Source organism: Edaphobacillus lindanitolerans, from assembly GCF_900156305.1.
In the GTDB taxonomy this organism is placed as follows: domain Bacteria; phylum Bacillota; class Bacilli; order Bacillales_A; family Planococcaceae; genus Bhargavaea; species Bhargavaea lindanitolerans.
Genome location: NZ_FTPL01000002.1, coordinates 50,972 through 65,210, shown reverse-complemented (window position 1 = coordinate 65,210; position 14,239 = coordinate 50,972). Strand labels below are relative to the sequence as shown.

Below are 14,239 nucleotides of genomic sequence, written 5' to 3'. Positions count from 1 at the left end.
GTCAACTACTATTTAAGTTAAATGCGGAATTGCCCGAAGCATCTGGAAGATGATCCACTTCCGCTTTCCCCTTCTGTCCTGCCTGCCAAACCTCACGGCTCCGCCCTGAATGAAAGCAAAGAGCAAGGGCTACAGTCGCATACCCGCGGATCACCGCCAAGCTTCCCTGTCCCCGCTTCGCGCGAGTTTCTGGATGGCCGGCATGCCAACTGGTGTCAAACGACGCCCTTGCTCTTTTCCAATGAGCCTTATCCTTATTTTGCTGTGAAATCGTGCCTTTTATTCATAAATCCTCTCCGAAGAGAATCCCCTGCCCAGTATTTCAGACGCATTGAGGAATATAACGAAGGAAGTAGGTTCTTTTTCTTCAAGCAGTTTTTTCAGGTATACCGCTTCGGATTGTTCGACGACGGACAGGATCATCGTCCGCTCTTTTGAGGAGTGGCCGCCGACCACTCGCATTTTCGTCATGCCCCGGTCGACTTCTTCCCGGATGATCGCCTGTACGTCCGCTTCCCTCTCCGTAATGATGAGGACCAGCTTTGTCGGTGACGTCCGCAGTTGGACGAAGTCGATGACCTTGCTGGTGACGTAGATCGACATGAGCGCATACAGAGCCAGTTCGAAGTCGAACACGAGCGCCGATGCGAGAACGACGCATCCGTCGACGAGCAGCTGTGCGAATCCGCTGGAGATGCCCGTGAACTTCTTCAAAATCTGGGCGATCATCGCCGTGCCTCCTGTGGACCCGTTACCCCGGTAGACGATCCCGAGGCCGATTCCGATCAGCATCCCTCCGTAGATGGACCCGAGCAGCGGATTTTCGACGTGCACATTGATGCCTCCGGTCACCCAGATCGTGAACGGGACAAAAAACGTACCGACGAGCGACTTCAGGCTGAACTCTTTTCCGACGAGCAGAACTGCAAGCACGAACAGCGGCAGGCTGATCGACCATTGTACATACGCCGGGTTCCATCCTTTCATTTCATAAAGGATGGTGCTGATCCCCGAAACTCCGCCGGCCGCGATCTTCGTCGGCAGCAAGAACAGATTGAAGCTCAGGCCGACGAGCGCAGCGCCGAAGATGATCAGCAGATAATCGTAAGCGGGTGACTTGGTGATTGTATGATTCCCCATGACTCAAACCTCCTATTGACTCCCTCATTCTATCAGACGCCGGCTGATGGGAAGTTCTGAATTCCTTTAGCCTGATGAACCGGGAAAGAAAAATCGCTCCGGGCTGCAAATTGCCGGCCGGAGCGGTTGTGTAGGGTATATTCAGACTTCATGTGCATGTTCGGCCGAGGCGACGGGTTCTTCCGCCGGCTGTTCCTGTCTGCCCGGCAGCATGTTAAACACAATGTTCAGGACGATCGCCGTGACACTGCCTGCGACGATGCCGTTGCTCGTGAGCAGGCGCACTCCGGACGGGAGTGCCTGGAACAGGTCCGGTACGACACTGACGCCGAGGCCGAGGCCGATTGCACAGGCGACGATCATCGCATTTTCCGGCTTTTCTCCGATTACCCGGCTGAGCATCGTGATCCCCTGCGTGGCGACCATGCCGAACATCGCGAGCATGGCGCCTCCGAGAACGGATGTCGGGATGATCGTCGTGACGGCGGCCACTTTCGGCAGGAATCCGAGCGATATGAGCATCGCGGCGGTGATCAGGATGATCCGGCGGGATTTGACGCCCGACATTTGGATCAGACCGACATTCTGCGAAAAAGTCGTGTAAGGAAAAGCATTGAAGAATCCGCCGAGCATGACGGCAATCCCTTCTGCCCGATACCCGCGGGACAGATCGGCTTTCTCCAGTTTCTTGCCCGTGATGTCGCTGAGCGCGAAGTAGACGCCGGTCGATTCGACGAGCGAGACCATGTTGACGAGGCACATTGTGATGACGGCAGGCCAGACGACCGTAGGCGTACCCAGATGGAACGGTTCAAGCATGTGGAACATCGAGGCGTCGCGGACATTGCCGAAGTTGACGCTGCCCATGGCGGCCGCGGCAGCCGTACCGGCTACCAGCCCGATCAGAATGGAGATGGAACGGGTGAAGCCGGTCGTGAACTTATAGACGAGAATGATGACGAGCAGCGTGCCGAACGACAGCATGATGTTCGTGCTGGACCCGAAATTGGCCGAACCCTGCCCGCCCGCCATATTGTTGATTGCCACGGGAATGAGCGTGAGACCGATGATTGTCACGACGGAGCCGGTGACGACCGGCGGGAAAAACTTCACGAGCATGCCGAAAAACGGACTGATGATGACAATGAACAAGCCGGACAGGATGATCGACCCGTAGAGAGCCGATATCCCGTAGTCCCCGCTGATGGCGATCATCGGGCCCACTGCGGTGAATGTGCAGCCGAGGACAACCGGCAGGCCGATGCCGAAGAACCGGTTGGTCATGATCTGCAGCAGCGTTGCCACTCCGCACATGAAAATATCGACCGCGACAAGATAGGTGAGCTGCTCGTTCGTCAGGCCGATCGCCTCCCCGACGATCAGCGGAACGAGGATGGCGCCCGCATACATCGCGAGCAGATGCTGGATGCCGAGAGTCGTTTCGCGGAGAGCCTGTTTCACAGTGTATTCTCCTCCTTCCTGAAGGTGACCCGACCGTCTTGGAGTCCGTCGACAATCGCAAGGGATTCCACACGCACGCCCCGGTCTCTGAGCAGGCGGCCGCCCTGCTGGAAGCCTTTTTCGATGACGATCCCGATCCCGGCCACTTCGGCACCTGCCTTTTCGGCGATGTCCAGCAGGCCGAGTGCAGCCTGCCCGTTTGCAAGGAAATCATCGATGATCAGCAATTTGTCGCCGGACGAGATAAAGTCACCGGACACCGAGATCGTATTGGTCTCTTTTTTCGTAAATGATTTCACTTCTGCGCTGAGCAGATTGTTGTTCAGCGTAAGGGAAGCCCGCTTCCGTGCAAAGATGACGGGGACGCCGAGTTCCAGGCCCGCCATGACGCTCGGAGCGATGCCGGAAGATTCGATCGTCAGGATCTTCGTGATGTTGTCGGCCCGGAACCGTTCTGCGAACTCCATGCCGATCGCCTGCATGAGATGAGGATCGACCTGATGATTCAGGAAGGAATCGACCTTTAAAACCTCTTCGGACAGCACAATGCCTTCTTTTTGTATTTTCTCTTGAAGCAGTTTCATGATCGGTCTCCTCCCGTTTACTTTGAAGACGCTCTTTCAGGGACAATATGAAAAACCGGCGGCCTTCCCCGGTGATGAGGGACAGGCCGCCGGGCGTGATGTGCACCGGACAATAAATGAAGAAAAGACGGAGCCGCGCCCGCCTGTCCTTACATCTGTCTGCCTCTCATAGTCGGTCCGTTTACGGTAGACCGGTAGAAACTTGCAGGCCATATCCCTGCGATTATATGAGCGTCGAAGATTTGATTGGACCTAGTATAACATGCCGCGGACCGAATACAAGAAGGTAGCAAATTGACGAAATTCGAAGAAAACAGAAAGCGTTTCCACCCTGTGTTCCTATTCAAGCGCGGCAGACCGGTCATCGGGCAGCCAGACGGAGGCAATTCCGAGTATTGGCAGGACCGAGATGACGAGCATTGTCGTCGGAACCCCCGCCGCGTCCATGAACGCACCGATTGCAACGGACCCGACAGCTCCGACACCGAAGGCAAATCCGGTCGTCAGCCCGGCCATCGTGCCGATTTTACCGGGTACGAGCTCCTGCGCATAGACGACGGCGACCGAAAAGCTCGACATGAGCACGAAACCGATGATGCCGAGTGCCGGTGCCACGAGGTAGATCGGCAAATGCGGCAGGACGAGGCAAAGCGGGATCGGAATGAGTGCAGACGCAGCGATCAGCCGCTTCCTGCCGTACTTGTCCGCGAACGGGCCGCCGAAGAACGTTCCGGCCGCGCCGAGCGCGAGGAACATGAATATGAAATATTGGGCTTGCCGGACCGTCAGCCCGTATTGGTCCGTCAGGTGGAACACAAAATAGCCCTGCATATTCACGACATAGAACGATCTGACGATGATGACGAGCATCAGAAGAATCAGCGCATTCCGGACCCGCTGCTTCGTCAATCCCGCGATTCCCGTCGGAGCAGGACGTTTGCCGGGCATTGCGGCTTCTTCCGAAAGGCGCTCCTTCATCCAGCGGGCGATGAGCGCGAGGATCCAGACGCCGGCCGCAGCCACGATCAGAAACCAGGCGGCGCCATGCTGTCCGAGCGGGATCAGGATCAATGCAGTGATGACGGGAGCAAGCGCCTGCCCGGAATTCCCGCCGACCTGGAAAATTGACTGGGAGATGCCCCGCTTTGCCCCGCCTGCCATATAGGCGACCCTGGAACCTTCCGGATGGAAGATGGCAGACCCGAGCCCGAGGAACACCGCCGCTATCAGGAGCAGCCAATAGTTCGGGGAAAAGGCGAGCAGGCCGATGCCGGCAAACGCCAGCACCATCGCCGTCGGCAACATGATCGGACGCGGTTTTCTGTCGCTCAGGATCCCGACGACCGGCTGCATGACCGAAGACAGCATCTGAAAGACGAACGTGATCGCACCGAGCTGTGTGTATGTATAGCCGTTCGACTCTTTGAGGATCGGATACATCGCCGGCACGACTGCAGAAATGGCGTCATTGAAAAGATGACACGCACCGATTGCAAACATGACCGGATAGACCGGCGCCGGCATCCGGTTTCCGGCGGAATTGGCAGTTGCCAAGTGCGTCACTCCTCTCGTTGGCCGGCGCGCGGCCGGCAGGATGGGTCTGGGATGGTCAGTCTGTCATCAGAATCTTGTCCGAGTTGTATGGAGCCGGATCAATGTCCAGTTCCTCCCCGATCACCATTTTGGCGAGCTGGGTGCCGAGGTAGGGCCCGACCGTGAGGCCGCTTGACCCGAGCCCGTTCGCAAAATAAAGTCCGCCGATGGCTGCGAGAGGCCCCATGACCGGAAGATTGTCTTCTGTGAACGGACGATAGCCGACGTTGGCGCCTTCAAATGCAGCATCTGCCAGCTGAGGTGCCGTTGTAAGGGCCTTATCGAGCATTTCATGGATGCCGCCGGCAGTCGGATCCAGCTCGAAGTGGTGATCGTCCTCATGGGTGGTCCCGATGATCACCCTGCCGCCGTCAGCCGGCACGATATAATGCCTGCGGGGCGGCATGATGACCGGCCAGTTTCCGGTTGAGGGATCACCGAGATTCAAATGGAGGATCTGTGCTTTCTGGGCCCGTACATCCGCCCGCAGACCGAGCGGCGCCAGTGCTTCGGGCGCCCATGCGCCGGCCGTGACGAGGACCGACTCGGCCTCGAAAAGCTTGCCGTCCACAATGGCCCCGTTCACGCATCCATTTTCTGCGGAAACGACCGCGGACCCGCGAATGGTCCGTGCACCATGTTTTTTGGCTGCCGACAGGAGCGCGTCGCGGAGCTGCCTGCCGTTCACGCGTGCCGCTCCGCCTATCCACACCGAGCCGAACCCTTCGGCGAGAATCGGGATCCGTTTCCGGGTCTCCTCCTCCGAAAGCCTCAGGATTTCACCGATTTCCGGCGCGTCTTCACGCCGGCCGTACGCCCGTTTCTCGGCAAGGTCAAGCACTGCCGGATCGGTGTGGGCACTGACGGCGCCCACACGCCTGTATCCGGTCTCCGTCTCCCCGTCTTGTTCAAGCGAGGCGATCAATTGGGGATAGAAGGCCGCCCCCCCTTTTGCCAGCGCATACCAGGCCTTGTTCCGGCGCTGTGAGAGCCAGGGGCTGATGATGCCGGCAGCGGCACCCGTCGCTTGGCCCGGTTCGTGCCGGTCGATGACCGTCACATCCCTGCCCGATCTGGCGAGGTGATAGGCGGCGGAAGCACCGAGGATTCCGCCGCCGATTACGATGATTCGCTTCATGGTCAACACCTGTTTCTTTTTGGATTCCTGTCCTATTGTATCGGAACGCGGCGCCAAGAGGAAAGGAGATGTCGTTCCCGCGCTTCCTCTTGCAACTTTTCGGGTAGGAGAACCGTAATAGGATCATCCACACAACGAAGGGAGGGGCCATGATGGAGTCAGACGAAACCAGACAATGGCTGGAACAGGAGCTTCAGAAGATTCGAAAGTGGGAGCGCTCGCAGGGTGGGAGCCCTTTCTGGCAGCGGATCGGAAAAATCCCGTTCAGGATCCTGGACAGGCTGACCCCTGCTTTCATCCACCGGAAAGTCGGAACGGCGCTTGACGAGCTAGGAAAATTCATCCAAACGGGCGGCGGTTATCTCAGTTCGGAAAAGGCGGTGCCGAACTTCTTCAAAGATGACCGGGTCGGCGGGTTGTCTGATGTGATCCGCCTGCCGATCCGGCAGATGGATGCTGCCGCTGTTTCCGTGGCGGCCAACCGCGAGAAAACGGCGGCGGTCCAGGGTGCGTCCACCGGGATCGGCGGTATATTCACCCTCTCGATCGACATCCCCCTGCTGCTCAGCCTGCAGCTGAAGACACTGCAGGACATCGCGATGTGTTACGGCTTTGATCCGAAGCTCCCCGAGGAACGCCTGTTCATCGTGAAGATCCTTCAGTTTGTTTCCTCCGATGCACCTGCCAAGAAGGCCGTGCTCCGGCAGATGGGCCAACTCACCGGCAACACGGCCGCGGCAAGAACGGAAATCATCACAGAACTGCAGGGATGGCGGGAAGTCGTCTATTCCTACCGGGACAGATGGGGCTGGAAGAAGCTGTTTCAGATGGTGCCCGTAGCCGGGCTCATATTCGGTGCGTTCACCAACCGGAACGTCATCCGGGAACTCGCGGAGGCAGGCGAAATGTTTTATCGCAAAAGGAGAATTGAGGAACGGCTCGGCATCGGGGAATCCGGGTTCACCCCTCATTCCACGCGGCCTTAATCCAAAGGATCCTGTTAATCCTTTCAAAAATGACAGACTGCTGCCCTTTGGGGAACGGCCTGTCACCCGCTGACTTTTGGATAAAAGAAAAACTGCAGACAGGGAAGGAACTTTCTCTGTCTGCAGCAACGAAGGACCCGCCATCCGGCGGGTCCTTCGTTTGTTCGTCAGATCGAAATGCCGTCAAGGAATGATTCGATCTGTTCTTTTGTCTTGCGGTCCTTGCTGACGAAACGTCCGGCTTCCTCACCTTCGTTGAAGACAAGGAAACTCGGGATACCGAACACGCCGAGATCGCCGCACAAGTCGATGAAGTCGTCCCGGTCTACGGAGAAGAACGTGAACTCCGGATAGTCCGCCTCGATGGCAGGCAATGCCGGTTCAATCACCCGGCAGTCCGGGCACCAGCCTGCCGTAAACATGAAGACGACCCGCTCTTCCTGCTTGAGTTTGTTGAATTGTTCCATCGATTGAAGCTGTTCCACTATGGTCTCCCCCTGTATCGCTGATCGCTTATTGTTCGGTCACGGTCCTGTCGGCAACCTGGAAGAAACCATTCTCGTCGATGATGACCTTGTAATCGACCTGGAGCTTCCTCTCCGTCACGGTTCCGTCATCAGCCGTTGTCCGGGTGGACTCCAGCGCATGGACAACCGCATGGTCATCAAGGATGTCTACGGAAGACACCTCCTGGTCGGTCAATTCGAAGTTGATGCCTTTCCCGCCGAGGTCCGCGACTTCTTCTTCCAGTTTACCATAGGCCGGACTGCCGGGCTGGACAAGGTCCTCCACGAAGAAGAAATCTGCATCCGTCAGCATGAGCATATGGAAATGACCAAAGGAAATGATGAAGTTTTCAAGCGCAATTTCGTTGAATGACTCGCCTTCCCATCCGCCTTCGAAGTTGTCGTCTTCGGGGCTGCCCGAGCCGCCTTCATAATCATCATAAGAGCTGAACAGCGCAGCCACCTGATCCGCTGACATCGGGTTCGAGGCCCAGCCGTCCAGCAGGCCGGTCATGCTGAAGAGCGGGATGGCGAAGCCGACCAGGTTGTCATCCTGCATGACGAGGGAGTTGATGCCGACCACTTTTCCTGTCTTGGCGTCAATGAGCGGTCCTCCGCTGCTCCCCCGGTCGATCCGTGCATTCATCTGGTAGATGTTTTCGTATTTAAAGCCGATCTCCAGATTCCGGTCATGACCGGTCAGTTTCCCCGTCGTCACCGTGTTGGCGAGCCCGTTCGGACTGCCGATGGCGATGACGTCCGTCCCGATCGGCGTAACGCCGCTTTCCATTTCAAACGGGGCGGCATTCGCATAATCATCCACTTTGATCAATGCGACATCCGACCGGTCCGATATCCCGATCACCTGTCCCTGCGACTCTTTCCCGGCCCCGTTCCGGACCGTGACCCTCGTAAAGCCGGAGACCACGTGTGCATTCGTCACGACCAGGCCCCCTTTTTTGTACAGGAAACCGGACCCGATGCTGTCGTCCGTGATGACGGTGAACACTTTCGGAAGGGATTCCTTGATGACCGTCTGGGTATCGCGTCTCTCCCCCGCAATCTTTTCGGGCAGGATGACCGCTTCGGTCATCGTGTCGGATGTTTCACTGATTTCACGCTGGACGGTCCCTTCGACCTTCGTCTCCTCTTTCTGGACCTCCTGCTTCTTCTCTTCATCCTGATCTGCATCCTGGTCGGAATCTGCGGCTGCCGGAACTTCTTCCGGCGGCTCCTCTTTCGTCTCCTGTGCCGTCTCTTTATCGGGCTTTACGGGCTCCTGGACTTCCTCGTCATCCAAATAGATGGCTGTGAAGGCTCCGCCGGTCAGCAGGAGCACCGCGGCAAGCGTGGCGGCGATCAGCCTTGATTTTTTCTTTTTGCGTTTTCCTCTTGTGAGGGGCTTGCCGCACTCAGGGCATTTCCCTTTAATTTGTTCATTGTGATGTCCGCAGTTCGGGCATTTCATCCTGGTTCACTCCGTCCGTCTTTTTTCTCATGCTCTCATTCTATAAATACACGTTCAGTCATAGAGAAATATCCATCATCATACCACGAAAGAGGAGCGCCGACATCATGAGTCTGACGCATTTCCGGACCAATTTTTTTAATTCCTGTATAGTGAAAGGAAAAAGGGGGATACGATGATGTGTCTTGTGTTGTTCAATCATGACGAGCACCCCGTTTATCCGCTCATCGTGGCAGCAAACCGGGATGAATTTTATGACCGTCCGACAGAGCGCGCCGGATGGTGGGAAGACATGCCGGGCATCCTTGCCGGGAGGGATCTCCGGTCCGGCGGGACGTGGCTCGGCATGTCCGCTTCCGGCAGGTTCTCTGCACTGACCAATGTCAGGGCTCCGGGCAGCCGTCCCCCTGAAGGCGCGAAAAGCCGCGGCGGGCTGGTGACCTCGGTCCTTTCAGATGAGCGGCCCTTGCCCGGGGTGCTCGATGCCTTGATGAGGCAGTCCGGAAACTATGATATGTATAACTTGATTGCAGGGACTCCCGGCCGTCTATTCTATGGGACGAACCGGGATGCAAAGAGTTTCATAGAAATATCACCCGGGACGCACGGCCTGAGCAACGGCCGCCTTGACACGCCATGGCCAAAAGTGGAAGCCGGCAAGGAATGGCTTGCCCGGGCAGCATCCGGATACTGCCCGATCGATCCGGATGAACTGTTCAGCATTTTGGCTGAGGCCGAACCATTCCCGGATCGACTACTGCCGGACACAGGCGTGGGGCCGGACATGGAACGGATTCTTTCCCCCCTTTTCATCAAGACCGGCGGTTATGGCACCCGCTGCTCAACAGTCATCCTCATGGACCGGGACGGCATCGTGACGTTTATCGAACGGACTTTCATGGATGGCCGGACGGACGGAGAACAAAGATTCCAATTTCAGATCAAATGAAAGCAGGCAGCCGCAACGATTCGGGCTGCCTGCTTTTGATTACATCGACCATGCAATGATGATCGCCACTGCAATGACCGCCAGAGCGATCCAAAAAGCGACCCACTGGCCTCGATCTGTATTGTACGGATACGGCCGGCTGTCTGGGTATCGTTTTGCCATCAGATTCCCCTCCTTCATCTCCACCGCCTCATTCCTTAAGATTCCCGATCAGATCCCGCGGGAAACGCCAAATCGCCGAAGCCGGGCAATCTTTCGCAATCGCCGCACTTGCGGCCTGCACGGTTCCATGTTGTGCAGTTCCACAACCCGCCGAAGGCTTCTTTGGCCCTTTCAACATATCAGCCATCCAATAGATGAGTTAAAATTTCAACAATTCAATCTAAGGAGGGCTGTTCTCATGAGCAAACTGGCAACTGTACAGCAAGTCGGAAAATCGGAAAAACCAAGCTTCTTCCAGAAGATGCTGAACGGCGTAGAAAAAGCCGGCAACAAACTTCCGGACCCGGTCACGCTCTTTGCCATTTTTACCGTACTCATTTTAATTGCATCCGCCATTTTCGGCTTGATGGGCGTGTCTGCGGTTCATCCGGGGACGAAGGAAACGATCCAGGTGGTGAATTTGCTGAACGCGGAGGGCATCCGGAGCATCGTGACGACGCTGGTCCCGAACTTTACCGGCTTCCCGCCGCTCGGATTGGTGCTCGTGGTCATGCTCGGGGTCGGCCTCGCCGAATCAACCGGTCTTGTGACGACATTCATGAAGACGACCATTCTGAATGCGCCTGCGAAGATCATCCTGCCGACCATCCTGCTCATAGCAGTCCTGGGAAATACGGCTGCTGACGCCGCACAGGTTGTATTGCCGCCCATTGCGGCGATGATTTTCGCCGCGCTCGGGCGGAACCCCATTGCCGGGCTCGTTGCCGGCTATGCGACGGTTACCGGCGCCTTCAGCGCCAACCTGATCGTTTCCATGCTGGATCCCCTCGTCTTCGGCTTCACGCAGTCGAGTGCGCAGATGATCGATCCGTCCTACGTCGGAAACCCGGCGATCAACTGGTACTTCCTCATCGCGTCAACGTTTGTCCTCATTCCCGTTGCTGCTTTTGTGACAACCCGGATCGTGGAACCGCGCCTCGGCAGCTTCACCGGTGAAGTCGAGAAGCTGGAGAAAACGACCCCCGAAGAAAAGCGCGGCCTCCTCTGGGCCGGCATTTCCCTTGCCGCATACACAGTGCTCATCCTGTGGCTGGTCGTTCCGGAAAACGGTATCTTGCGAGACCCGGAAACGAACGGAGTCATCGTTTCCCCGTTCATGACCGGCATTGTCCCGATCATGTTGTTCGGGTTCCTCATCCCTGCACTTGCCTACGGGTTCGCCTCCGGTGCGCTGAAGAACGATAAAGATGTGGCGGAGCACCTGACAAAAGCGATGGCGGGCATGGGCGGGTATATCGTGCTTGCATTTGTTGCCGCACAGATGATCGCCTTTTTCGGGATGAGCAATCTCGGTCCGATCATCGCAATCAAAGGGGCCGCTTTCCTCCAGGGAATCGGATTGGAAGGACTGACGCTGTTCATCGGGTTCATCTTCATCGCAGCCACCATCAACCTGCTGATCGCAAGCGCATCTGCGAAGTGGGCGCTTCTCGCTCCCGTGTTCGTCCCGATGTTCATGCTGATGGGCTATGATCCTGCGGTCACCCAGGTCGCCTACCGCGTCGCGGATTCCATCACCAATCCGATCACCCCGATGCTTGCCTATTTCGCGATCCTGCTCACATTCGCCAAAAAATACGACAAGAACATCGGAATCGGAACATTGATTGCAACATTGCTGCCCTATTCGGTTGCATTCGCAATCTTCTGGATCATCTTGTTCTCCGTCTGGTTCCTGCTTGGCCTGCCACTCGGCCCGGGCGGCGGCATCACTCTTCCATAACACAGCCCAGGAGGTAAACCCATGTCCATCAAACTGACGAACGTCACCCTCTATACAGGGAAAGGTGACAAACTCGAAAATACCGCAATCATCATTGAAGGAAACACAGTCAAAGCGGTCGGTGAGGAGGCCGTCCGGCTGCCTGCCCGAACGGTCATCGACGGTACCGGGAAAACGATCATCCCCGGAATGTTTGATATGCACGTCCATCTCGGGATGGACGGTGTCGGAGACCCGTTCTCACAGATTGACGGGGACTCCCCCGCGATTTCTGCATACCGCCATCATGTCAATGCACAGAAGCAGCTGAAATCAGGTGTCACGAGCGTCCGGAACCTCGGTTCCAGATGGCATATTGACCTGGAATACCGAAACTCCATTGCCGACGGCCTGATGACCGGACCGACCGTCTACGGATCCGGTCAGGCGATCGTCATGACGGGCGGCCACGGCTATCCGTTCTCCACAGAAGCGGACGGTGAAGACGGTGTCCGGAAAGCGGCCCGGGAGACGCTCAAGGCCGGAGCGGATGTGATCAAGCTCATGGCAACCGGTGGCGTCATGACACCGGGTGTCGATCCCGGATCCCCCCAGCTTTCGGAACGCGAGATGCGGGCGGCGGTGGAAGAAGCCTTGAACGCCGGAAAAACTTCTGCGGCACACGCACAGGGAACCGAGGGCATCAAAAACGCGGTCAGGGCCGGGATCACCACGATTGAGCACGGAATCTTCCTGGACGACGAGACGATCGGGCTGATGATCAAGCATGGAACGGTCCTTGTCCCCACTCTCGCCGCCCCCTACTACATCGTCCAAAACGCGGAGAGCGGCGGAATTCCGCCTCATGCGGTGAAGAAAGCGGTGGATTGTTTCCACACCCATAGAACGAGCTTCCGGAAAGCAATGGATGCAGGGGTGAGAATTGCAGCGGGTACCGATGCCGGGACTCCGTTCAATGCCCACGGCGATTTCGCGAAGGAACTTGAATTGATGCACGAATACGGATTGAACGTGAGGGACATCATCACTGCCGCGACATTCAATGCGGCAAAGGTACTGAACGCCGACCCGACCGTCGGTGCGCTTGAAGAAGGTAAGATGGCGGACTTTGTCATCTTGGATGAAGATCCGGAAAAGGAAATCGGAGCGTTCCGGAAAGTGCAGGCCGTATACAAAGGAGGTGTCTGTGTCCATGAGCACACAGGAAAGCTTGAAGCAATCGTTGGATCATGATCTCCAGACTTGTCTGCAGACGGTGGATTCGCTGCTGCCGGAAATGGTGCTGAACCGGAGACACTTCCACCGGCATCCCGAACTTTCCCACCAGGAAGTCGAGACACCGAATCGCATTGCGGCCTACTATAGGGAACTGGGCCTGGAAGTCCGGACAGGAGTCGGGGGCCGGGGCGTCGTGGCAAAGTTCAATGCCCCGCAGGCTTCCAAGACGATCGCATTCCGTGCAGACTTTGACGCTCTTCCGATCCAGGATGAAAAAACCGTCTCCTACCGCTCGACAGTGCCGGGCGTTTCCCATGCCTGCGGCCACGACGGCCATACGGCTGCTCTCATGGGGCTCGCGAAAAGCCTCGTGGCCAACCAAGACAAAATCCGGCATAACGTCGTCCTGATCCACCAGTTCGGAGAAGAACTCTACCCCGGCGGAGCGATGGCGATGATCGAAGACGGCTGCCTCGATGGCGTGGATGCCATTTTTGGCTGCCATCTTCAGAGCATGATGCCTGCCGGCACGATGTATTACCGCGAGGGATTCATTCAGGCTGCGGTGGACACCTTCAAAATCACCATCATCGGCAAAGGGGGTCACGGAGCGGTTCCGCACGAAGCGGTGGACCCGATTGTCATCGCCGCTCACGTCGTGACGGCCCTCCAGTCGATCGTCAGCCGGAATACGGATCCGTTGAAGCAGCTTGTTGTCTCGGTCGGCTCCATCCACGCAGGTGAGGCCAATAATGTCCTCCCGGGCGAAGCCGGGATGACCGGCACGATCCGGTCTTACGAGCCGGAGATCCGGGCTTCCGCAAGGGAACGGCTCTCCAGGATCGCCTCACAGGTGGCCGAAGCATTCGGAGCAAGGGCAGAAGTTGAACTGGAAAGCGGCTACGATGCGCTCTACAACCATCCGTCCGAGACCACCCTCGTCAAGAACGCGATGCTCGCGGTCTTCGGTGAAGAACTGGTCCGGGAAACCCCTCCTGTCATGCCGGGGGAAGACTTTGCCTACTATACTCAAAAGATCCCGGGCGCCTTCTTCTTCTCTGGAGCACAGCCTGAAGGAGAAGCATACCCGCATCACCATGCGAAATTCGACTTTGACGAGAAAGCGATGGCCAACACCGCCAAAACGTTTATGGCGATCCTCTTCCAGGATGACGCCGAATAAAAAACAAAGGAGCGCTCACCAGGAGTGCTCCTTTTCTGATGCGCAAACAAGAATTGTGCTAATATATT

Annotated in this window: 13 protein-coding genes and 1 riboswitch; of the genes, 5 read left to right on the top strand and 8 right to left on the bottom strand. The window is 57.0% G+C overall.

Annotated features, from left to right (window positions below):
- Positions 1-279: 279 nt before the first annotated feature.
- From B0B07_RS06425 to B0B07_RS06405, 5 genes are all read right to left on the bottom strand, one after another.
- Entirely contained in the window at positions 280-1,140 is an 861-nt protein-coding gene (locus B0B07_RS06425; protein WP_076757590.1) for a YitT family protein, read from the bottom strand.
- 141 nt (positions 1,141-1,281) lie between these two features.
- A complete protein-coding gene (locus B0B07_RS06420; RefSeq protein WP_076757589.1) occupies positions 1,282-2,601 on the bottom strand; it encodes a nucleobase:cation symporter-2 family protein in 1,320 nt (439 codons plus the stop codon).
- Complete coding sequence (locus B0B07_RS06415) at positions 2,598-3,185, bottom strand: xanthine phosphoribosyltransferase (RefSeq protein ID WP_076757588.1); 588 nt, start codon at positions 3,183-3,185, stop codon at positions 2,598-2,600. Before B0B07_RS06415 ends, B0B07_RS06420 begins: the two co-directional genes overlap by 4 nt.
- Before the next feature lie 149 nt (positions 3,186-3,334).
- Positions 3,335-3,436, bottom strand: a riboswitch (purine riboswitch).
- 88 nt (positions 3,437-3,524) lie between these two features.
- Positions 3,525-4,739: an MFS transporter gene (locus tag B0B07_RS06410; protein ID WP_144264318.1), complete on the bottom strand. Its 1,215-nt coding sequence runs from the start codon at positions 4,737-4,739 to the stop codon at positions 3,525-3,527.
- Positions 4,740-4,794: 55 nt separating this feature from the next.
- A complete protein-coding gene (locus tag B0B07_RS06405; protein ID WP_076758342.1) occupies positions 4,795-5,916 on the bottom strand; it encodes an NAD(P)/FAD-dependent oxidoreductase in 1,122 nt (373 codons plus the stop codon).
- 152 nt (positions 5,917-6,068) lie between these two features.
- Between B0B07_RS06405 and B0B07_RS06400 the strand changes: the two genes are divergently transcribed.
- Positions 6,069-6,902: an EcsC family protein gene (locus B0B07_RS06400; protein WP_076757587.1), complete on the top strand. Its 834-nt coding sequence runs from the start codon at positions 6,069-6,071 to the stop codon at positions 6,900-6,902.
- A gap of 167 nt (positions 6,903-7,069) precedes the next feature.
- Here B0B07_RS06400 and B0B07_RS06395 read toward each other — a convergent pair whose 3' ends face one another.
- Positions 7,070-7,387, bottom strand: coding sequence for a thioredoxin family protein (locus B0B07_RS06395; protein WP_076757586.1), 318 nt, complete (start codon positions 7,385-7,387; stop codon positions 7,070-7,072).
- A gap of 28 nt (positions 7,388-7,415) precedes the next feature.
- Positions 7,416-8,876, bottom strand: coding sequence for a trypsin-like peptidase domain-containing protein (locus tag B0B07_RS06390; protein WP_076757585.1), 1,461 nt, complete (start codon positions 8,874-8,876; stop codon positions 7,416-7,418).
- A 178-nt stretch (positions 8,877-9,054) separates the two neighbouring features.
- Here B0B07_RS06390 and B0B07_RS06385 point away from each other — a divergent pair, with 178 nt between their 5' ends.
- Positions 9,055-9,825: an NRDE family protein gene (locus B0B07_RS06385; protein WP_076758340.1), complete on the top strand. Its 771-nt coding sequence runs from the start codon at positions 9,055-9,057 to the stop codon at positions 9,823-9,825.
- Between the two features lie 39 nt (positions 9,826-9,864).
- On the opposite strand, the gene B0B07_RS15485 is transcribed toward B0B07_RS06385, so the two are convergent.
- Positions 9,865-9,987, bottom strand: a complete 123-nt coding sequence (locus tag B0B07_RS15485; RefSeq protein ID WP_268753118.1) for a hypothetical protein — start codon at positions 9,985-9,987, stop codon at positions 9,865-9,867.
- A gap of 238 nt (positions 9,988-10,225) precedes the next feature.
- On the opposite strand from B0B07_RS15485, the gene B0B07_RS06380 reads away from it, so the two are divergent.
- Genes B0B07_RS06380 through B0B07_RS06370 form a run of 3 tightly spaced genes read left to right on the top strand, consistent with a single transcriptional unit; the run spans position 10,226 to position 14,171 of the window.
- Entirely contained in the window at positions 10,226-11,770 is a 1,545-nt protein-coding gene (locus B0B07_RS06380) for an AbgT family transporter (RefSeq protein WP_076757584.1), read from the top strand.
- A gap of 21 nt (positions 11,771-11,791) precedes the next feature.
- Positions 11,792-13,003 carry a metal-dependent hydrolase family protein gene (locus B0B07_RS06375; RefSeq protein WP_076757583.1) on the top strand — a complete coding sequence of 404 codons (1,212 nt, stop codon included), beginning with the start codon at positions 11,792-11,794 and terminating at the stop codon, positions 13,001-13,003.
- Complete coding sequence (locus B0B07_RS06370; protein WP_076757582.1) at positions 12,963-14,171, top strand: M20 metallopeptidase family protein; 1,209 nt, start codon at positions 12,963-12,965, stop codon at positions 14,169-14,171. Before B0B07_RS06375 ends, B0B07_RS06370 begins: the two co-directional genes overlap by 41 nt.
- The last annotated feature ends 68 nt before the right edge of the window (positions 14,172-14,239 follow it).

Coding starts and splice junctions, on each gene's coding strand:
- B0B07_RS06375 (WP_076757583.1), top strand. CDS start 11,792: ATGTCCATCAAACTGACGAACGTCACCCTCTATACAGGGAAAGGTGAC.
- B0B07_RS06400 (WP_076757587.1), top strand. CDS start 6,069: ATGGAGTCAGACGAAACCAGACAATGGCTGGAACAGGAGCTTCAGAAG.
- B0B07_RS06425 (WP_076757590.1), bottom strand. CDS start 1,140: ATGGGGAATCATACAATCACCAAGTCACCCGCTTACGATTATCTGCTG.
- B0B07_RS06390 (WP_076757585.1), bottom strand. CDS start 8,876: ATGAAATGCCCGAACTGCGGACATCACAATGAACAAATTAAAGGGAAA.
- B0B07_RS06385 (WP_076758340.1), top strand. CDS start 9,055: ATGTGTCTTGTGTTGTTCAATCATGACGAGCACCCCGTTTATCCGCTC.
- B0B07_RS06405 (WP_076758342.1), bottom strand. CDS start 5,916: ATGAAGCGAATCATCGTAATCGGCGGCGGAATCCTCGGTGCTTCCGCC.
- B0B07_RS15485 (WP_268753118.1), bottom strand. CDS start 9,987: ATGGCAAAACGATACCCAGACAGCCGGCCGTATCCGTACAATACAGAT.
- B0B07_RS06380 (WP_076757584.1), top strand. CDS start 10,226: ATGAGCAAACTGGCAACTGTACAGCAAGTCGGAAAATCGGAAAAACCA.
- B0B07_RS06370 (WP_076757582.1), top strand. CDS start 12,963: ATGAGCACACAGGAAAGCTTGAAGCAATCGTTGGATCATGATCTCCAG.
- B0B07_RS06415 (WP_076757588.1), bottom strand. CDS start 3,185: ATGAAACTGCTTCAAGAGAAAATACAAAAAGAAGGCATTGTGCTGTCC.